Below are 20,250 nucleotides of genomic sequence, written 5' to 3'. Positions count from 1 at the left end.
GCACAGATCGCCATCTAAAGCACACGACAACCGGTGTTCAGGCGTCGACGATGTTGCAGGAATGATTCGCCAGAGGTCAATTCATAAAATTTTACAGACGCCGATTCGGTTTCATCTACGAAGAAGTTATCGACCAACACACGATGCAGGCATCCAACTTAGCTGAGTAAGCCCGCACAACGATCAGCAGCAGGAGCGCGACAGCATGGCCCCAGTATCAAGCAGAGACAAGAAAGTCAACTCGTCATTCCGTGACCGGGCCAGAAAGCCGCTTCGACACCAACGGCGGATCGGAATCCTGGAACAGTGCGAGAGTCGGACCCTACTCACGACGATGTTCGGCCTGACTGCGGCCTCGACGCTCGTCAAGTTCGACTCCGCGTTTCCCGCAATCATCCTCAAGTCGAATCCGATTACCAACATCGGGGCCGGCGAAACGATTCAGGGGATCGATTTCCGGCCCGCGAATCGTCAACTCTACGCACTCACGACCGACGCAAACCATACCGGCCGGCTCTATACGATTGATACCACGTCGGCAGCGGCCACGCTCGCGGCGACGATCGATGTTCCGGTGACCGGAACCAGCTTCGGACTCGACTTCAACCCGATCCCCGATCGGCTCCGAATCGTGAGCGACACCGACCTCAACTTGCGGGTCAACGTCGCCACGGGAGCCGCAACGGCCGATGGCACGCTGAGCTATCTCGCGGGCGATTCGTCTGCGGGCCAGGATCCGAACGTGGTCGGCTCGGCCTACAGCAATAACCTCTCGAGCGCCTCGGCGACGACGCTCTACCAGATCGACTCGCACCTCGACATCCTCGCGATCCAGAGTCCGCCGAATGACGGAACGCTGACTACCGTCGGCGCGCTCGGGGTCGACGCTTCGGCCGTTGCCGGATTCGATATCCAGACGGTCGGCGGCCAGAACGTCGGTTATACGACGCTCGTTGTCGACAACACCACCGGCCTCTACCAGATCAACCTGAGCACCGGGGCCGCGACCTTGATCGCGCCGGCCGGTGAGCCGCTCAGAGCGTTAGCGATCGCCCCCGATGGTTTTAGTTCGAAGGTCGAAGGCTCGACCGTCATCCTCACCGGAAGTGAGTCGACCGATACCCTGGTGATCGATCAGTCGGGGGGCCTGTTACGGAACAACCAGTTTGACCTCGGCGTGGCGGGATACAACAGCGCATTCGACTTTGACTCGAGTCTCCCTGGCGATCAGACGGTGAGTTCCACGGACGCCGCCGTGTCAGTGTTCGTGATCACGCGCGGTGGCAAAGATGCTGTCACGCTCGGGAGTGCCTCCGCGCCCTTCAGCAGCCTGTCTGCTTCGTTCAAAATCAACTTCCGAGACGGGCAAAACCATGCACTGAAACTCGATGACAGCGCCAGCCCAATCGCGCGAACCATCCAAGTCGCCTCCGCGATCGTCACCGGATCAGGAAGCATCGCGACGGTCGCGGGATTCGGCATCCCCGTAACGATCGACACTAACAACGGTGGTCCCACTTATCTCACGGTCATGGCAGGCAAAGGCAACGATGATTTCTATATTGTCGAAGACTTAGGCCTCTCCGCATTCGGAACCCACCTCGACGGTGGTGGTGGTTTGGATAGGCTGTTTGCCGATGCCGATGGGGCTTCGGTAAGCGTGACGCTGGAGAGCCTTCGCTTCCTCCCCTTCGAGACCTACTCGGTGTCCGTGAACTACGCGGAGATCGAACAGGTTAACGTGCTAAATGTTCAGGGCATGCGCCTTCAGCCGGTGCTCCCCACTGTGGTCCCGATCTCCCCCATCACCGCGGGAACCGAGTTCACCCATAGGCTCGTCGCCCAGTTCACCGACCCGGATCCCGGGGCCAAGGCGGCCGACTACCAGGTGACGATCCAATGGGGCGACGGAACCTCCTCAGCAGGAACCGTTGTCCAGGACACAAACGACCCCACGCACTTTTATGTCTATGGGGATCATCTCTATTCGGTCTCGGGCCACTTCACTGTCACCACGACGATCCACGACACGGGGGGAAAGTCCACTTTAGGCGGACCTGTCGTAGGGGTCCACCCTGTCGGATCGACCTGGGGCTCCACACCCCTACAAACAAATCCGTCTATCGCCATTTATTACCACAATTTATCCATGGTTACGGTCACCAGGACCTACCTGGCGGAGAGTCCCGTCACCATGAACTCCTCGATCCTGGTGATTGAGCCACCGATCGCGGTGACAGGTCGACTCGATGCCGCCAGCGACACCGGCGTTTCCAATCAGGACGGCATCACCAACGACAACACGCCCACATTCACCGGGATCTCATCACCTGGGGCCCTGATCCAGATCTTCAACGGCACCGATCCCGCCACCCGACAAAGGATTGCCTCGGCCGTCGCTGACGCCAATGGCGACTGGCAGGCGACCGTCCTCAACCCGCTCGCGGATGGACTTTACACCGGCCTCGTGCTTGAAGCGACCTCCGCCAATGGTCGGTCACAAGCGACCAGTTCGTTGGCCGGTCTCACGATCGACACGGTGGCCCCCACCGTGACGAATCTCGAGTTCCGTCGGATCAACGGACAGATCAACGCCACGTTCCAGGACGACCGGAGCGGGCTCGATCAAGCGGGGATCACCAACCAGGCCAACTACATCTTCACCGGGATCGGGCCGGTGGCCCTCCGCAACCGACGACTCCGGATCACGCAAGCCACGACAGCGCCCCAGAATAAACCCACGAATGCTCAAGTCGTGAATCTTGCGATCAACAACGGCAAGCCACTCCGCGCCGGCCGGTACAGCTTCGCTGCAAACGCCAGTGGAATCGCGGATCTGGCCGGCAACGCGCTCAACGGCGAGTTCACCGGCCGATTCCCCTCGGGCAACGCCCAGCCCGGAGGCCACTTCGTGGCCGGTCTTCGACCGCTCCGCAAAATCGTCCCCGTCTCCACCCCCAACGGAACCGGCGCAGCGAACCAGGCTGACCAACGACAGACGGCCCTCAAGAAGAACGCCGGCAACGCCCATCCGGCCGGCCCGAACCGGGGAGCTCAACTCGCAAATCACCCGCACGCCGCGGCCTTGTTCAAGGCTCAGGGTCGAAAAGCCGGACGATAACGGGCCGGAATCTCACGCTCCATGACATGGGCGTTCGTTTCCGAAATGGGCTTGTCGTCCGCGATCATCGCAGGCGGCAAGCCGATTCCTCATCCCTGCAACCGAGACGCTTCGCCCGGCGAGCGTGGTTGTCACCCTTCTCGTGGTCCGGACCGTTCGATCGCGCGCAACCGAGGGTGAAGCCTCTCGACAAGGGAATTTCGATGGATGCACTTTTCCAACACAGCAGCGACAGACGCTCTTCGATCGGGCAAATGGATGCTATTCTTGTTCAGCGATCGCCGAATCTTAACGCTTAAAAATATCGGCGACATGAAAGTTTCAAGAAAATAAATCAGGTTATGAATCGTGCGCGACCATCGTCACGACAACACGAACCGCTTCAGAGGGAGATTCACGACATGCCCCCCTTATTATGCGTCGGGCAAAAGAATGATCCCAATCATCCTCGCCGGACCAGAAAACCGATGCGTCGCCATCGGGCGATCGGTTCGCTGGAACAGTGCGAGGCGCGAACCCTCCTGACAACCCTCTACGGCGTGACGGCGGCCTCATCGCTCATCCAGTTCGACTCGGCCGCTCCCGCGATCATCTTGAGGTCGAATCCGATCACCAACATCGGGGCCGGCGAAACGATCCAAGGGATCGATTTCCGACCAGCGAACGGTCAACTCTACGCGCTCACGACCGACACAAATCATACCGGCCGGCTCTATACGATTGATACCACTTCGGCGGCGGCCACGCTCGCGGCGACGATCGATGTTCCGGTGACTGGAACCCGCTTCGGACTCGACTTCAACCCGATCCCCGATCGGCTCCGAATCGTGAGCGATACCGACCTCAACTTGCGGGTCAACGTCGCCACGGGAGCCGCAACGGCCGATGGCACGCTGAACTATCTCGCGGGCGATTCGTCTGCGGGCCAGGCCCCGAATGTGGTCGGCTCGGCCTACAGGAATAACTTCCCGGGTGCCTCGGCGACGACGCTCTACCAGATCGACTCGCACCTCGACATCCTCGCGATTCAGAGTCCGCCGAATGACGGAACGCTGGCCACCGTGGGCTCACTCGGTGTGGATGCAACATCGGTGGTCGGCTTCGACATTCTGACCACCGGCGAGAAGGCGAACCCCACCAACCAGGCGATCGCCGCGCTTCAGGTCGGCGGATCCACCGGTTTGTACACAGTGAACCTGGCTACCGGTTCCGCGACTCTCGTCGGTACGATCGGCGATGGCGCGACCCAAATTGTTGGAATGACTGTCGCGCCCGCCACTCAGGCCTTGGTAAACGCAGCCAACGCGTTCGGCATCGACGCCAGCAACAACAACCTGGTCCGTTTCAACACGCAAACGCCCGGAACGATCGTGAGCAGCCAGTTGATCACCGGGCTTCAACAGGGCGAGACCATCCTCGGCCTTGATGTCCAGCCAACCACCGGCGTGCTCTACGGTCTGGGAAGCACAAGTCGGCTCTACACGATCGATACGTTGACCGGCGTGGCCACCCCGGTCATCGATCGCGTGACCATCATGCCCTTCCCCCTGCCGATTCTACCTCCCTTTCCCAACAAGCCATTCGCGCCGGCACTGAGTGGGACCGAGTTCGGCTTCGACTTCGACCCGACCGGCACCCACATCCGCGTGGTCAGCAACACGGGACAAAGCCTCTGGCTCGACCCGTATCGCGGGCTTGTGAACTCGACGGGCGGACCGCTCACTTACAGTACGGGAGACCCGAATTTCGGGCAGAATCCCCATGTCAGCGGCGTGGCGTCCCTCAACAATGTCAGCGACGCCACAACCCCGACCTTGTATGCCATCGATACCACACTCGACGTCCTCGCGATCGAAGACCCAGCCCACTTGGGAACGCTCTCGACTGTCGGGGCACTCGGCATTGATGCCTCGGCGGTCGTCGGTTTCGATATCCGCACCGTCGACGGCCTGAACTACGGTTATGCGACGCTCGTCTCGGGAGGCACCACCAGCCTCTACCGGATCGACTTGACGACCGGGGCCGCGACCTTGATCGCGCCGGTCGGTGCGCCGCTCCGAGCGTTGGCGATCGCGCCCGAAGGCTTCCGCGCCAGGCTCGAAGGCTCGACTGTGATCCTCACCGGCAGCAGTACCGCCGATACTCTGGTGATCGACCAGACGGGGGGCCTGCTTCGTCACAACCAAGCGGCCCTAGGAGCACCTGGCTACCATAGCGAGTTCGACTTCGACACGACCCTGCCCGGCGATCAGACTCTGAGTTCCACAGACACCAACATCCTTGTGGTGGTCAACGCAGGGCAAGGGTTTGATAAGGTCACCCTCGGCAGTGAGTCGGCACCGCTCAGCAGCCTGGCCACGAGGTTCTCGGTCAACGGCGAAGAGGGGTACAATCAACTCACGCTCGATGACAGTGCGAGCGGCCTGCCTCGAAATATCGATATCTTACCCGGGTACATCACGGGATTCGGCAGCCCCGTCGCGTACAGCACGGCATTCAACACAAGCATTGGCGTATTCGTGAACGCCGGCACGCAGAATGATACTTTTAGCCTGGCGCCGTCGTTCGGCTTCACCGTCACCCGGCTTCGTATCAATGGTGGCCTTGGAATCGACACACTGAATGCCGACGCACAAGGGGCTCACCTCTTCACGACAGGGTCGAGTCTGATCTTCAGACCCAACCAGGCTTACTCCGCGGAAGTGGCCATCGAAGGCCTCGAGCACGTAAACCTGGCGAACGTGGCAGGCGAGCCTGTCACCCCGGTGACTCCCCCCAACCTCGCCATATCCCTCGCCGTTGCGGGCACCGAGTTCGCTGATAAAGTCGTCGCCCAATTCACAGACCTTGATCCCGGGGCCAAGGCGGCCGACTACCATGTAACAATCCAGTGGGGCGACGGAACATCCTCGCCCGGACGCGTCGTCCAGGTCTCAACTATTCCAGCACGTTTTTATATCCTCGGGACTCACCGCTACTCGACCGCGGGCCGCTTCACCGTCTCCTCGACGATCCGAGACACCGGGGGCAGCTTCACCGAGAGCGCCGGGAACGTCACGACCACCACGACTTACGAGGCGGAGGTTCCCGTCACCCTGCAATCCCCGATCCTGGTGACCGAGCCACCGATCATGGTGCAAGGGCAACTCGACGCGGCAAGCGACACCGGCGTGTCGAACCAGGATGGCATTACCAACGACAACACCCCCACTTTCACGGGCACCACAGCGCCAGGGGCCATCGTAAAGATCTACAACGGCACCGATCCCGCCACCCGACAACTCATCGCCACCGGCGTGGCCGACTCGCTTGGGGCCTGGCAGGCGACCGCCCTCAATCCTCTCGCGGACGGTCTCTACACCAACCTCGAGCTTGAAGCGACCTTCGTTAATGGCCAGGCCCAAGCCATCGCTTCACTGGCCAACCTCATGGTGGATACGGCGGGACCGACTGTAACCAAGCTCGAGTTCCGCCGGCTTCAAGGGCAGATCAACGCCAGTTTCCAGGACGATGGCAGCGGGCTCAATCAAGCGGGTCTCACAGACCTGGCCAATTACGTCTTTGCCGGCATCGGGCCGGTGGGCCTCCGTAACCGTCGGACCTCGATCACAACGGCCTCGACGACGCCTTCAGGAATCCCGGCAAATGCTCAAGTCGTGAATCTCTCCATCAATAATGGAAGACGACTGCGAGCCGGCCGATACACCTTCACCGCATATTCGGGCGGAATCGAGGATCTGGCCGGCAACGCGCTCGATGGTGAATTCATCGGACGATTCCCCTCGGGCAACGCTCGGCCCGGAGGCCACTTCGTCGCCGCGCTTCGACCGTTCCGCAAACTCGCCACCGGCTCCACACCCGACGGATCCGCCGCGACCAACGCGCCTGGGAACAGACAGGCCGCTCTCAGGAAGAACGGTGGGAACGCCCATCCGGCCGGGCCGAGTCAGCAGGCTCACCTCACGAATCGCCCGCACGCCGCCGCCTCGTTGAAATCTCAGGGCCGAACTTTCGGATAACGAACAATTCAGCACAGCTTTGCCCTTGAGTGGCGTCCCAGGGCTCGAACCTCAGTTCTCGCGAAGAGATTGCGGTTCGCGGTCACCGCGAACCGCAATCTCTCCGCGATCCCTGCAATCCGAAGACACTTTCCCTGCAAGTCAGACGCATCAAACTTTCCTCAAAAGAAGACAAATCCCCCGGCAACCCAATTCGGCTGGCACGGTTTCTCCAAGGACAGGGCAAATCAGCTCGCTTCGAACCGCCAAATCGGTGCTATTTTTATTCGGCAAGCGTCGAAATCCAAAGTACAAAGATGTCGCTTGAATAAAATTCATAAAATAAGAATCCATGGGTTGCGGCTTTCGACACAAGAGCGCGATCCGCTTCAGAAAGTGACTCACAACAATGCTCCCCCCGTTGTGCCTTGGGCCGAAGGTCGATCAACGAAACGCCCAACGACCCCGGAAGCCGGTGCGCCGCCATTGGCCGATCGGGAACCTGGAACAGTGTGAGAATCGAACACTCCTGACGACCCTGTTCGGTGTGACTCCAACCTCGGCGCTCATCCAGTTCGATTCGGCTGCTCCCGCATCCATCCTCAGCTCGGGGCCGATCACCGACATCTGGGCCGGCGAAACGATTCAGGGGATCGATTTCTGCCCGACGAATGGTCAACTCTTTGCGCTCACAACGGATGCGGACCATACCGGTCGGCTCTACACAATTGATCCTGCAACGGCGATCGCCACGCTCGCCGCGACGATCGATGCCCCGGTGACCGGGACAAGCTTTGGTGTCGGCTTTAATCCCATCTCCGACGAGCTCCGGGTTGCGAGCGATACCGATCTCGATTTGCGGATCAACGTCACCACGGGGGTCGCGACTTCCAACGGCCCGCTGGCTTATCTCACGGCTGACCCGTCCGCCGGCCAGGATCCGAATGTGGTTGGCTCGGCCTTTGACAATCTCGTTGCCGGCGCCACGGCGACGACGCTCTACCAGATCGACTCGAACCTCGACATCCTCGCGTTTCAGGAACCAGCGAATCAGGGAGCGCTGACAACGGTCGGCGCTCTCGGTGTTGATGCCTCGGCGGTCGTCGGTTTCGACATTTGGACAAGCGGTAGCCTGAACCTCGCTTATGCGTCGCTCGTCGTCGGGAGCACCACCAACCTCTACCAGATCGACTTGACCTCAGGGGCCGCGACCTTGATCGCGCCGATCGGCACCCCGCTGAAAGCGCTGGCATTCGCCCCCGAAGGTTACAGGTCGAAGGTGGACGGGCTCAGCGCAACCCTCACTGGAAGTCTCTACGACGATACACTCGTGATCGACCAGTCGGCGGGCCTACTTCGTCACAACCAGTTTGCCTTGGGCGTGCCCGGCTTTCAGAGTGCGTTCGACTTCGACACGACCCTGCCCGGCGATCAGACCCTGAGTTCGGCAGACCCCGCCGTCATCGTGATTATCGACACGGGCCTCGGAATCAACAAGGTGACCCTCGGCAGTACGTCGGCCCCATTGAGCCACATTGCCGCGGCATTCACGATCAACAGCCAAGGCCAAGGTCCAGGAAATGCCGCTCAACTCACTCTCGAGGACAGTACCAGCTCCACCGCCCGAAACATCTCGGTCGTCACCGGAAGGTCTTTCGAAGGGCTCGGCGGCCCCATCCGTTACACCACGGCGTTTGGCGCGCGGATGTTCGTGACTTTGAACGCCGGCACAGGCAATGACTTCTTTGATGTGTTAGATACCCCCGGCTTCACTCTCACTCAAGTTCATTTGAACGGTGGCGGTGGTGTAAACACACTGAATGCCCATTCCTACTCGTCCTTCATCACCGCGACGACAACGAGCATCAGCTTCAAGCTCTCCGTGAGTTCCCGATTACCTTACCTTGCTGTCGCGACCCTTGAAAACATCGAGACGGTCAATGCCACGAACGTTGCGGGCAATCCAATCACTTGGGGGCCCCCGGAAACCATCGCCGTGGCGGGACACGAATTCGTGGACAGGCTCGTCGCCCAGTTCATCAATCGCGATCCCGGAGCCAAGGCGTCCGACTACCAGGTGACGATCCAGTGGGGCGACGGGACATCCTCACCCGGGGTCGTCTCTCAAAACGCATTCGACCCGACCTACTATTATGTCCGCGGAAGCCACCGCTATTCGGCCCTGGGCCACTTTACCGTCACCACGACCATCCGCGACATGGGGGGGACCACCACGGTCAGCGGCCCCGGGTTTGGAACGGTCCTTAGCGAAGAGGCTGGAATCCCCATCGTTTGGTGGGGAGATCCAGGTATCCCCACCACGAGTCCCATCTACTATCCCTTCACAAACACAGTCGACTATCATATTTATGCCCATGGCGGCAATATCCAATATCAGTACGTACCCGCCACCGGGCCGACCGTCACGGTCACAAACACGTACCTGCCGGAAGCGCCCCTCAGCCTGGAATCCCCGATCCTGGTGATCGACCCGCCAATCACGGTGGACGGGGGACTCGTGACCACGAGCGACACCGGCTTTTCCGATCAGGACGGCATCACCAACGACAACACGCCCACGTTCACCGGCACCTCGGCGCCTGGCGCCGTGGTGCAGATCTTCAACGGCAGCGATCCCGCCACTCGACAGCTCATCGCCACCGGCGTTGCTGACTCCCTTGGGGCCTGGCAGGCCACGGCCCCCACTCCGCTCGCGGATGGTCTCTATCAGAGCCTCGTGCTCGAAGCGACCTCTGTCTTTGGCCAGTCACGAGCGACCAGCACCCTGGCCAATCTCATGGTGGATACGGTGGGCCCCACCGTAACCAATCTCCAGTTCCGTCTTCAGCACGGGCAGCTCAACGTCTCCATCCAGGACGACCGGAGCGGGCTCAATCAAGCGGGCATCACCGACCGAGCCAGCTACGACTTGACCGCTCGAGAGCCGAGGCCCCGCCGCAACCGTCTGTTCCCAATCACCGGCGTCACGACAACGCCCCAGGGAAACGCGCAAAGTGCTCAACTCCTGAATTTATCGATCAATAACGGCCGACGATTCCGAACCGGTCGGTTCACCTACATCTTCACGGCACGCTCGGGCGGAATCGCGGATCTGGCCGGCAACGCGTTCGATGGCGAGTTCACCGGCCGATTCCCCTCGGGTAACGCCCAGCCCGGAGGCAACTTCGTGGCCGCACTTCGCCCCCGCAACCGGATTGGCGCTGTCTCCTCTCGCCGCGGAGCAAGCGAGGTGAACCTGTCCGGCGGCAACTCCCATCCAGCGGGTCCGAACCCGGGGGCTCACTTCACGAATTTCCAATTCCTAAAGACCAAAGACATCGCTTGAATTAAGATTACGAAAGCTCAATATTTTCCAACTCTTTCAAGCATAAATTACCCTCGATCCCATTCTATAAAAAGGAGACCCACAACATGTCCCCCCTGTTGTGCGCGGGGCGAAAGTTCGGCCAGCGATTCGTTCGCCAGCCCCGGACGTCGGTTCGTCGTCATCGGCCGATCGGGATCCTGGAACGCTGCGAGAATCGAATCCTCCTGACAACCACGTTCGGCATGCCCGCGGCCTCCGCATTCATCACTCCGTTCGACTCGCCCACTCCCGCGACGTCGGTTGCCCCAACAGACGGTGCCCCGCCCAGAGCGTTGGCGATCGCGCCGGAGCCCGGCTACGGTTCGACCGTGGTCGGTTCGACGGCAACGTTGACCGCAAGCGTCCAGGGCGTTCCACTCGTGATCGACCAGCTTGGGGGCCTGCTTCGGCATAACCAGTTTGACCTGGGCACGCTTGGCTACCACAGCGAGTTCGACTTTGACTCAACCCTCCCCGGCGCTCAGACTTTGAGCTCCGCAGATTCCGCCATCACGGTGATCGTCAACGCAAGCCCAGGTGATGACCCAATTACGCTCGGCAGCGCATCGGCACCGCTGAGTAGCCTCGCCACCGCGTTCACGATCAATGGTCATGGCGGGAGCGATCACCTGACGCTCGACGATCGCGCCGATACGATCGCCCGGAGAATCACGGTCTCACCGAAACAAGTCACGGGGCTGGGCGGCGCCATTTCATTCCGCGGTTCATATGACAGCTACTTGCACCTTCAAGTGCTGGCCGGCCTGGCGAATGACACATTGAGTTTAGTCCAGTCGTTTGATTTTACCTATGTCCCTACAAGTCTCAACGGCGGTGGCGGCGTCGACACGCTGAATGCCGACGCCCAGAGGACGGAGACTTCCGTATCCACAACGCAAATCAAGTTTGAACTTCTACCGGCTCTTGAGCTACAAACGTTCATCGGCCTGAAGGATATCGAACAGGTCAACGTCACGAATGAACGGGGCTCTGCTGTCGTTCCGCTGACCCCGATTCCGCCGATCAACGCGTTCGCGGGTCACTCGTTCGTTGACGCGGTCGTGGCTCGATTCCAGGAGGGCGATCCCAGGGCCAGCGCCGCCGACTATCAGACCACGATCCAGTGGGGCGACGGGACATCTTCGACCGGACTCGTCATCCAGGACGTCAATCGACCAGGCCAATTTGTGGTTCTGGGAAACCATCGCTACTCGGCCGCGGGCCACTTCCCCATCACGACGACGATTGTCGACACGGGGGGCCGACTCACTTACAGTACCTCGAGATTCACGGTCACGACGACTTACGTGGCGGAGGAACCCGTCGCAACGACGGCTCAAGCCGTGGTGAGCACACCGCCGTTGGTGGTGGCAGGGCGACTCGACGCCGCCAGCGACACCGGCCTTTCCCAACAGGACGGCATCACCAACGACAATACGCCCACGTTTGCCGGGACCTCTGCGCCAGGGGCCGTGGTCAGGATCTTCAGAGGCACCGATCTTGCCACTCGCCAACTCATCGCGACCGGGTTCACCGACGCCAATGGAGTCTGGCAGGCGACCGTCCTCGATCCACTCGCGGATGGCCTCTATCACAGCCTCGTGGCCGAAGCGACCGCCGCCACGGATATCGGCCTCGCACCGGCGACAAGCGCATTAGCCTCCCTCATGGTGGATACGGCGGGCCCCACCGTGACCAACCTCCAGTTCCATCGGCTTCTCGGACAGATCAAGGTCTCCTTCCAGGACGATCGGAGCGGACTCAATCCCAGTCGTGTCGCGGACCGAGCCAGCTACGTTCTCACCGGCCGAGGACCAGGGTCCCACCGCAACCGGCTCTTTCCGATCACAGCCATCACGACGACACTCGCAGACTCACCAACAGGCATTCAAGTCTTCACTCTGACGAGCAACAACGGCCGACGACTTCAAGGCAGCCGGTTCACCTTCACCGCCCGCGCGGACGGAATCACCGATCTGGCCGGCAATTCGCTCGATGGTGAGTACACCGGACGATTCCCCTCGGGCAACGCCCAGCCCGGAGGCCACTTCGTAGTGAGGCTTCAACCTCCTCGTCGGATCGTCGCGGTCTCCGTTCCCCAGCGGCTCATTCGGCCGTCGCGCTCTTGGGGTTGAGCTTCGGCCGATCATCCGTTGAAATCGATCCCCCCTCGAACGCTGGGTCCGAGATCGACGCTCCCGAGCAGGTATCCAGGATGACTTCCTCGCGTAAGGACCAGCCGCTCTACGATGAGATTGGGGCCGCCTATGCGGTCAAGGTCGATACCTCGACGTACAACGCACTCTACGAACGGCCGGCGATGCTCGCGCTGCTGCCTCCGGTTCAAGGGCGTGACGTGCTCGATGCCGGTTGTGGGCCGGGTTGGTACAGCGAGCAACTTCTCGCCCGAGGCGCTCGCGTGACCGCGATGGATGCAAGTTCCACCATGGCGGCCTACACCCAGACGCGGGTGGGAGACCGGGCAGCCGTTCATGTGGCCGACCTCGCAGATCCGTTGCGGTTCGCGACCGACTCCCAGTTCGACGTGATCGTGGCGCCGCTGGTGCTGCACTACCTGCCCGTCTTGGCGCCGACGTTCCAGGAGTTCCATCGGGTGCTCCGCCCTGGCGGACACCTCGTCTTCTCCACGCATCACCCGGGCTCCGAGGCGGAGCGGCTCGGGGCCATCTCCTACTTCGAGACGGAGCAGGTCGAGGAAACGTGGGATGACGTGGGGCAGGTCCGGTTCTACCGACGGCCGCTCTCCGACATTTTTGAGGCCCTCGCCACCGCCGGCTTTCTCACCGAGCAAGTCGTCGAGCCACGCCCCTCAGCCGCCTTACGAACCGCTGACCCCGCAGCCTACAAGCGATTGCTCCAACGCCCTGCCTTCCTACTCGTGCGTGCGCGGTCATGTTAAGTTCGACGGTGATTGGCACGGTTTCTACAAAGCGATTTGGCACCATTCGCCGATAAACGGCCGATCCGTCGGCGGGCTGGTCGACTCGGCGCGATTGTGTTGCCAAGAGAGCATTCACGGCGATGACACAGCCTCCGCTCAGCGACCTCTCGGAGGCCGAGCGCGCCCCCGCGTTCGAGCGGTTTGATCTTCTCTGCCCGGGCTTGGAAGAGCGGGACCCGTTGGCCCGCAAACGGGGCATCGCCCTCCGCACCGCGCGTCGCTGGGCCGGTCAGTATCGCCGCGAAGGACCCTCCGGTCTGGCCCGACAGCATGCCCGAGTCGCTGGAGCAACTCGAGCTGCTACTGCTAACGGTTGCAAAGACGCGGCGCGTCCATCCGGACCGACCGCCGTGCGCCGGGGAATTCGGACGGCGGCCGGACACGAAGTGATTGACCGCTCGATGCGGCAACGCTAACGTGCACTAGTTCACTAGAGTTCTAATTCAGCATCGGTCGGGGGGGACGCGTGTTGATGATCGACCCGAAGAGCCATGTCCCGATCTACCTGCAGATCGTCGAGGGAATCCGGTCGGAGATCGGCAAGGGCCTGCGACGGCCCGGCGAGTCCTTGCCTTCACTGCGGGCCTTGGCCGTCGAATTGTTGGTCAATCCGAACACCATCCAGAGGGCTTATGAGGAGTTGGAGCGGCAAGGGCTGATCAGCCCCCGGCGGGGTGTCGGGATGTTTGTCGCGACGAAGTGCGAGGAGGCGACGCGGGGACCCGAGGAAGCGGCCGTCCTCGAGACATTTCGAAAAGGGATCGCCTCCGCTCGCGCGGCCCGGATTTCTACCGATCGCATCACGCAGCTCTTCGAGGCGGCTCTCGGCCGGGCGCGACGACGCGCTGGAGGGCAGTCATGATTAGGCGAGCCACGGCCGGCCCGGCGATCGAGCTAATGGACCTCACCAAACGGTACGGAGCTTCCGCCGTAGTCGACCGACTCTCACTGAGCGTCCCCCGTGGCAGCACATTCGGCCTGATCGGCCCCAACGGGGCGGGCAAGAGCACGACGATCAGGATGCTGATGGGCATGCTCGCCCCGACGTCTGGTTCTGCCCGCGTGCTCGGGATCGACGTCGCCTCACGGCCGAACGAGGTCCGGCGCAAGGTCGGATACGTTCCGGAGACGCACCAGATCTACCGATGGATGAGGGTCGGCGAGGTCATCGGATTCGTCAGACCGTTCTACGACTCGTGGGACGACCGGCTCTGCGAGGACCTCCTTGACCTGTTCGCACTCGATCGGAACAAACGGGTCAAGCACCTCTCGAAAGGGACCCTCGCCAAGCTTGGGCTACTGCTGGCGGTCGCCCACAAGCCGGAGCTCCTCGTGCTCGACGAGCCCGTCTCGGGCATGGACCCGATCATTCGGGAGGAGTTCCTCGAAGGGGTCCTCCGGACCGTCGCCGACGGCGGCCGCACGATTCTCTTCTCCAGCCATACACTCGACGATGTCCGACGGCTCGCTGATTCGGTCGGCATCCTCTGCGACGGCCGCCTCGTGGTCCACCGGGACGTCGACGCGCTGCTCGCCTCGACCAAACGTGTCACGGCGGTCCTCAAGGATGGATGCCTCCCGCGCCGGGTGCCGGAGGGCGTCGTCTGGCAGCGAGTCGCGAGGCGGGAATGGTCGTTGACGATCACCGACTTCTCCCCCGAGATCCTCGGCCGCCTCGAGTGTGAGAACCCGATCGACTCCGTCACGGTCTCGGACCTCGGCCTCGAAGAGGTCTTCAAGGACTACATCAAGGGCCGGAGGGCCGTCGAATGATGAGGCCGCTTCTCTGGAAGGACTTCCGCCTCAATTCCCTGATCTGGTGGATCGGCCTCGCGCTCGGGATCTTGCCATACGTTGGCGCCGTCGCGCTGGCGATGCTCCGGGGTGGCCCCTCCTGGCCCGGCGCGATGTTCTGGTCGGCGGTCCTCACGCAGGCCGCCCTCCTCAGCCTGGCGGGCTCGGAGTTGACCCTGGCCCTCCTGGGCGGGAACGCGATCGCGTGCGAGCGGGCCGACCGCTCCGCCGAGTTCCTCGCCTACTTGCCCCCCTCCAGGGCCCAGGTGCTCGGCAGCAAGACGCTGGTCGCACTCGGTGCGGCGGCGCTCATCTGGGTGCCCAACCTTTTCATCGCCGACGTCCTGGCGCCCGCCCTCCAGGACGGTTCGGTCGACGTCGCGGTACTCCGGCAGGCGTCGCTCCGCTGGGTGCTCGCGGCCACGGGCCTCCTCCTCTTCGGCGCCGGATGGCTGGGATCCGCCGTGGTCGACAGCCCGGCCGTCGCAGTCGGTTTCGGATTCGGAGTCTGGATCACGGTCATCGCCACGCTCGCGGCCTTCACGAACACGCTTGGTTGGCCGGACGCGGAACGGGTCATGGACTGGTACACCGCGACCGGCGCGGTCCTCGGCGTTTTCTGCTTCGGAATCGGGTCGTGTCTCTACCTCCGCCGCATCAGCCCCTGAAGCGCCGGTCTCGGGAGAACGTCCTGTCGGTTCCTCCTTTGCGTTTCTCACCATCCCACGACGAAAGGGGTTCAAAATGATCGATCGACTCCGCAGCATAACCCTCCGCCTGAGTATCGCGGCCTTGGCCATGCTGGCGAGTCAGGGCCATCGGGGGGCTTCGGGCCAGGATAAAACCGTCCCCCTGAGCGAAGGCAAGAAGGCCGCTGAGGGTGACCTTGGGCGGCTCCAGGGACGCTGGTCCTGCCGCACCGGCGCCGGCGACAAGCTCGTCGTGACCTGGGATTTTTCCGTCGGGAAGATTGTGATGACCGAAGACGCCAGCGCGCTCGGCGAGAACTATGGGAAGCAACTCCTCAACGGGACATACACCGTCCGGGAGGGGGCCGATCCCAAGGAAATCGACGTCACGTTCCAGTTGCCGGGGTCCGACGAGAAAGCCCCGCCACTCCGGGCGATCTACATCCTCGACGGGGACCGCCTGAAGCTCTGTTACGGACGCCCAGGCAGTGAGCGGCCAACCCGATTCCCAGAAGATCCCAAGACGGTCCGCCCTCAAGACGAGCCACGAAAACTCCTCGACTTGCGCCGCGTCACGGACAAAAACCAATAAACCCTAATCATGAAATCATAACAAGATAATTCGCAAATTTCGGGGAGGATCGCATGCGGTTCGTGCCTCGCCTCTACTGCGTGCCGGTGATCGCGATCTTGTGGGGGTCGAGCGCGTGGGCTGGAGTTGAGGCGGGAGGCCAAAAGGCTTACCTCGTGCCTCCTCCGGCCGTCATGGAGGCAGTCCTCGCCGCCCGGAAGGAACCCTTCGAGCGGGTCCTTCCGGACCCCACCGGGACGAGATATCTCGTGGTCCGCGACGCCGGGCTGCCCCCGCTCGCCCTCCTCGATCGCCCGATCGCAACCTGGGTCCATCTCAAGGTCGACATCAAGGCCCGCCGCAGCCTCTGGGAGCCGTTGCAGGCGGTCGAATCGCTCGCGATCCACGATTTCGAGGGTCGCCGGGTTCTCCTCAAAGCCCCGGAGGGCGTCCGGATCGGGCAGGCCCGATGGTCGCCCGACGGGCGATGGATTTCGTTCCTCGCCCATGCTGACGATGGAACGCGCCTCTTCGTCGCCGATCCCGCGACCGGAGCGTCCCGGCCGGTCTGCCCCTCGCCGTTGCTTTTGGTACGGCACGTCCGCTACGACTGGACCGCCGATGGCCGCAGCCTCGTCGCGCTCTTGTCCACAGACGCCGGGAGAAATCCCCCCTCGAAATCGCCCCACCCAATCGTTCGCCGGTCCAGACCCGCGAACCCACGACCGAGCCCGGCCGGGACGACGTCTCCGATGCCGTCCGACGTCGGGCTCTTCAGCCTCCTGAACACGGGACAGCTCACCGTCATCGACGTCGCCGGCGGAACGGAGCGAAGGGTCGGGAAGCCCGCGATGATCAGCTCCGTCCGACCGTCCCCGGACGCTTCATTCTTCCGCGTCACGATCCAGACGGAGTCCGAAGCCTCGAAGCCAGGCATCGGGATCGAAGAGGTGATTTGGGACGGCGAAGGGAAGAGCGTTTCGCGACTCCGGACTCTCGAAGCCGATGCCGAGGGCCGTCTCGGCGGCCGTGACGAGCCTTGGAATCCGCTGCTCCTCGCCGAATGGATGCCGGGCGGCCGGGCGATGAGCTACGTCACACCCTGGGGCGTGACGCACTGGGAACCCGACGAGAATCGTTCGGAGGTCGTCTGGAGGTCGACTGACGAGATCCGCGAGGTCTCCTATTCCGGTGACGGTCGGATCCTGTTCGCTCGGGTCAGCAATGGGGAGGGAGAAACCATCATCGCGGTTCACCTTGAGAATCCCAACAAAGTCCATGCTCTCACCCGGCAAGGGCCGGGAGATCTCCGCAACAAGTCTCCCCGCTTGCTCAACCGGAACCCGACCGGGAATCTCGCGGTGACAGTAGTCTCATCCGACCGCCGCCATGCCTACCTCGTCGGTCCTCGCGAGGCGCCGAGGGCTTTCCTGGACCGGGTCGAAATCGCCACGGGGAAGCGGGAGCGGATCTGGCAAGGTGCCAACGACACCTTCGACGAGTTGGTGGCGATCCTGGATGATGACGCCGACCGGATCCTGATCCAGAGCGAATCCCCGACGGATCCTCCCGACAGCTTCCTCCGGCATCGGTCTGGAGCGACGACCCGCCTCACGAGCAACGTCGATCCATCGCCTCGCATGTCGATATGCCACCGCGAAGATTTGACCGTCACACGAGCGGACGGCTTCCGCTTTCGGGTGCGCGTGACTCTTCCACGACAACACGCAGACGGCGCGCCGGCCCCGGCACTTTTCTGGCTCTACCCGGTCCCCTACCCCGACCAGGCGGCGTACGACGCATCCCGTCCCGACGCCGCGCGACGGCATGCCTTCCCCACCTACAACGCAACATCCCCGCGGATCATCACACAGGCGGGGTATGCAGCGGTCGAACTCGACTGCCCAATCGTCGGCCCCCCTGGCAAGGCTTACGACGGGTATGTGAAGAATCTCACTCAGAATCTCGACGCCACGGTGGACGAGTTGGCCTGTCGGGGACTGGTCGACCGCAACCGGCTCGCCATCGGCGGGCACAGCGGCGGGGCGACCGCCGCCGCGTGCGCCCTGGCCTACACCGATCACTTCAAGGCAGGCTTGGCGTGGTCAGGCTCGTACGACATGCTCCTGAACCCGACGGGCATGGGGTCAGGCCACGAGCGGCGACCGCTCTGGGAAGCACGCGACAATTACCTCGCCATGTCGGCTCTCCTGCACGCGGACCGCATCCGCGGGGCGCTGTTCCTCTCTCACGGGGCGGACGACACGAACCCGCTCACTCGCACCGTCAACGCCGAGGCGCTCTACCGGGGACTCGAGGCACTGGGCCGATCGACGACCTTCTGTCTCTACCCACTCGAAGATCACGATTTCGTGAGCCGTGAGACGATCCTGGACCAGTGGTCGAGATGGATCCGCTGGCTCGACGAGCAGGTCAGGTAAAATGTCAGAAAGCTTCGAAGAAACCGTGCCAAACACAGGCAAACTTAACAACATAAACGTTGCCATCGAAGCCAACTCGCCATCCCGGTCGCGAAACGCACCGGTCTCCCCACAGCCCATCTGCGCGAGACCGATCGATCCCCGACGGGAGATCCTGGAAAAAGTTGAAAGCGAAGCGGGTCCCCTCGGCACTATTCACCGAGCCAGCCAACACTCCGGGAGCGAGGATGGGACATCATGAAGGCGCAGGATGGTACGCTGCTCCGGTCGATCCGGACACTCTTCGGTGAGGGGACGACCGGCGGCCTGACCGATGCCCAACTGCTCGGTCGGTTCCTTTCGAGACGTGACCAGGCGGCGTTCGAGGCCCTGGTGGCCCGGCACGGCCCCATGGTGTTCGACGTCTGCCGGAACCTCCTGAGGAGCCCGCTCGATGCCGAGGATGCCTTTCAGGCGACTTTCCTCATCCTGGCCACCCAGGCGCGATCGATCCGACAACGGGATTCGCTGGGAAGCTGGCTCTTCGGAGTTGCCCGACGAGTCGCCACGCGAGCGAAATCCGAAGCCAGTCGACGTCGCCTCCATGAACGGCGAACCGCAATCGACATGGCTGCGAGCAATGACGGTGAGGCGAATCGGCAGGACATCTCGGCGCTCCACGAGGAGGTCAATAACCTGCCGGAGAAATACCGCGAGGCGATCGTCCTCTGTTACTTGGAGGAAATGACTCATGAAGCCGCGGCCCAACAACTTCGCTGCCCCGTCGGGACGGTCAGCGTTCGCCTGATGCGCGAAAGAGCGGCTCAAGGCTCGGCTCATTCGTCGCGGCTTGCAAACCTTCGCCGGTTCGCTCGCGGCCTGCGCGAGCATCTCGCCCAGAAGGAGCCTCGCGGCTCTCCCCGATTCCCTGGTGAAATCCACGGCACAGGCGGCCTTCGAGGCTTCCGCGAGCAAGGAGTTTGTGAGCATCGTCTCGGCGTCCGTCGCCAGAATGGTGGAGGGGGCGATGCACTCCTTGCGATGGAAAGCGATTGGACTCGAATCTCGATGGATTTCCGGCCCGGCTGTATCCCCCCTTGGCCCCGGGCAATTCCGCGGACTTGCGCCGAACCCAAAGGGATTACGGCCGGGCCGGCCGTGCTACTGGTGAGACAACGGACGGCCTTGCCACTTTCCGGATGGCATTTCAATTCACCCGATCGCGGACCATCAAGACAGTGAGCGTGCCCGATCGTACGATTGGGGAACGAGAGCCGTTTACGGGTTCAACGACCGACGAAGCTCGTGAACGGTGGCGATGATGTGCT

Annotated in this window: 12 protein-coding genes; all 12 read left to right on the top strand. The window is 62.4% G+C overall.

What is annotated here, in order from left to right; translation table 11 throughout:
- Positions 1 to 205 precede the first annotated feature (205 nt).
- The 12 genes from V5E97_RS08565 (at position 206) to V5E97_RS08510 (ending at position 20,164) form a co-directional block, all read left to right on the top strand.
- Positions 206 to 3,121, top strand: coding sequence for a DUF4394 domain-containing protein (locus tag V5E97_RS08565; protein ID WP_406698906.1), 2,916 nt, complete (start codon positions 206 to 208; stop codon positions 3,119 to 3,121).
- A 467-nt stretch (positions 3,122 to 3,588) separates the two neighbouring features.
- On the top strand, positions 3,589 to 7,140 hold the full coding sequence (locus V5E97_RS08560; RefSeq protein ID WP_406698905.1) for a DUF4394 domain-containing protein: 3,552 nt from the start codon (positions 3,589 to 3,591) through the stop codon (positions 7,138 to 7,140).
- A 454-nt stretch (positions 7,141 to 7,594) separates the two neighbouring features.
- Positions 7,595 to 10,465, top strand: coding sequence for a DUF4394 domain-containing protein (locus tag V5E97_RS08555; RefSeq protein WP_406698904.1), 2,871 nt, complete (start codon positions 7,595 to 7,597; stop codon positions 10,463 to 10,465).
- An 86-nt stretch (positions 10,466 to 10,551) separates the two neighbouring features.
- The gene (locus V5E97_RS08550; protein ID WP_406698903.1) at positions 10,552 to 12,621 is read left to right on the top strand and encodes an Ig-like domain-containing protein; all 2,070 of its coding nucleotides are present in this window, start codon (positions 10,552 to 10,554) and stop codon (positions 12,619 to 12,621) included.
- An 80-nt stretch (positions 12,622 to 12,701) separates the two neighbouring features.
- On the top strand, positions 12,702 to 13,406 hold the full coding sequence (locus V5E97_RS08545; RefSeq protein WP_406698902.1) for a class I SAM-dependent DNA methyltransferase: 705 nt from the start codon (positions 12,702 to 12,704) through the stop codon (positions 13,404 to 13,406).
- Between the two features lie 122 nt (positions 13,407 to 13,528).
- Complete coding sequence (locus V5E97_RS08540; RefSeq protein ID WP_406698901.1) at positions 13,529 to 13,864, top strand: hypothetical protein; 336 nt, start codon at positions 13,529 to 13,531, stop codon at positions 13,862 to 13,864.
- Between the two features lie 56 nt (positions 13,865 to 13,920).
- Complete coding sequence (locus tag V5E97_RS08535; protein WP_406698900.1) at positions 13,921 to 14,310, top strand: GntR family transcriptional regulator; 390 nt, start codon at positions 13,921 to 13,923, stop codon at positions 14,308 to 14,310.
- Positions 14,307 to 15,221: an ABC transporter ATP-binding protein gene (locus V5E97_RS08530; protein ID WP_406698899.1), complete on the top strand. Its 915-nt coding sequence runs from the start codon at positions 14,307 to 14,309 to the stop codon at positions 15,219 to 15,221. Before V5E97_RS08535 ends, V5E97_RS08530 begins: the two co-directional genes overlap by 4 nt.
- Positions 15,218 to 15,910: an ABC transporter permease gene (locus V5E97_RS08525; protein ID WP_406698898.1), complete on the top strand. Its 693-nt coding sequence runs from the start codon at positions 15,218 to 15,220 to the stop codon at positions 15,908 to 15,910. Before V5E97_RS08530 ends, V5E97_RS08525 begins: the two co-directional genes overlap by 4 nt.
- A gap of 76 nt (positions 15,911 to 15,986) precedes the next feature.
- Positions 15,987 to 16,523 carry a TIGR03067 domain-containing protein gene (locus V5E97_RS08520; RefSeq protein ID WP_406698897.1) on the top strand — a complete coding sequence of 179 codons (537 nt, stop codon included), beginning with the start codon at positions 15,987 to 15,989 and terminating at the stop codon, positions 16,521 to 16,523.
- Between the two features lie 53 nt (positions 16,524 to 16,576).
- Positions 16,577 to 18,943: a S9 family peptidase gene (locus V5E97_RS08515; protein WP_406698896.1), complete on the top strand. Its 2,367-nt coding sequence runs from the start codon at positions 16,577 to 16,579 to the stop codon at positions 18,941 to 18,943.
- Between the two features lie 237 nt (positions 18,944 to 19,180).
- Complete coding sequence (locus V5E97_RS08510; RefSeq protein WP_406698895.1) at positions 19,181 to 20,164, top strand: RNA polymerase sigma factor; 984 nt, start codon at positions 19,181 to 19,183, stop codon at positions 20,162 to 20,164.
- The last annotated feature ends 86 nt before the right edge of the window (positions 20,165 to 20,250 follow it).

Source organism: Singulisphaera photorubra, assembly GCF_045290345.1.
Lineage (GTDB): Bacteria > Planctomycetota > Planctomycetia > Isosphaerales > Isosphaeraceae > Singulisphaera.
This window is presented reverse-complemented; position numbering and strand designations above follow the sequence as displayed.

Bases quoted from the DNA above. Each gene is read 5' to 3' on its own strand.
- V5E97_RS08565 (WP_406698906.1), top strand. From the start codon at position 206: ATGGCCCCAGTATCAAGCAGAGACAAGAAAGTCAACTCGTCATTCCGT.
- V5E97_RS08560 (WP_406698905.1), top strand. From the start codon at position 3,589: ATGCGTCGCCATCGGGCGATCGGTTCGCTGGAACAGTGCGAGGCGCGA.
- V5E97_RS08550 (WP_406698903.1), top strand. From the start codon at position 10,552: ATGTCCCCCCTGTTGTGCGCGGGGCGAAAGTTCGGCCAGCGATTCGTT.
- V5E97_RS08545 (WP_406698902.1), top strand. From the start codon at position 12,702: ATGACTTCCTCGCGTAAGGACCAGCCGCTCTACGATGAGATTGGGGCC.
- V5E97_RS08540 (WP_406698901.1), top strand. From the start codon at position 13,529: ATGACACAGCCTCCGCTCAGCGACCTCTCGGAGGCCGAGCGCGCCCCC.
- V5E97_RS08535 (WP_406698900.1), top strand. From the start codon at position 13,921: ATGATCGACCCGAAGAGCCATGTCCCGATCTACCTGCAGATCGTCGAG.
- V5E97_RS08530 (WP_406698899.1), top strand. From the start codon at position 14,307: ATGATTAGGCGAGCCACGGCCGGCCCGGCGATCGAGCTAATGGACCTC.
- V5E97_RS08525 (WP_406698898.1), top strand. From the start codon at position 15,218: ATGATGAGGCCGCTTCTCTGGAAGGACTTCCGCCTCAATTCCCTGATC.
- V5E97_RS08520 (WP_406698897.1), top strand. From the start codon at position 15,987: ATGATCGATCGACTCCGCAGCATAACCCTCCGCCTGAGTATCGCGGCC.
- V5E97_RS08515 (WP_406698896.1), top strand. From the start codon at position 16,577: ATGCGGTTCGTGCCTCGCCTCTACTGCGTGCCGGTGATCGCGATCTTG.
- V5E97_RS08510 (WP_406698895.1), top strand. From the start codon at position 19,181: ATGAAGGCGCAGGATGGTACGCTGCTCCGGTCGATCCGGACACTCTTC.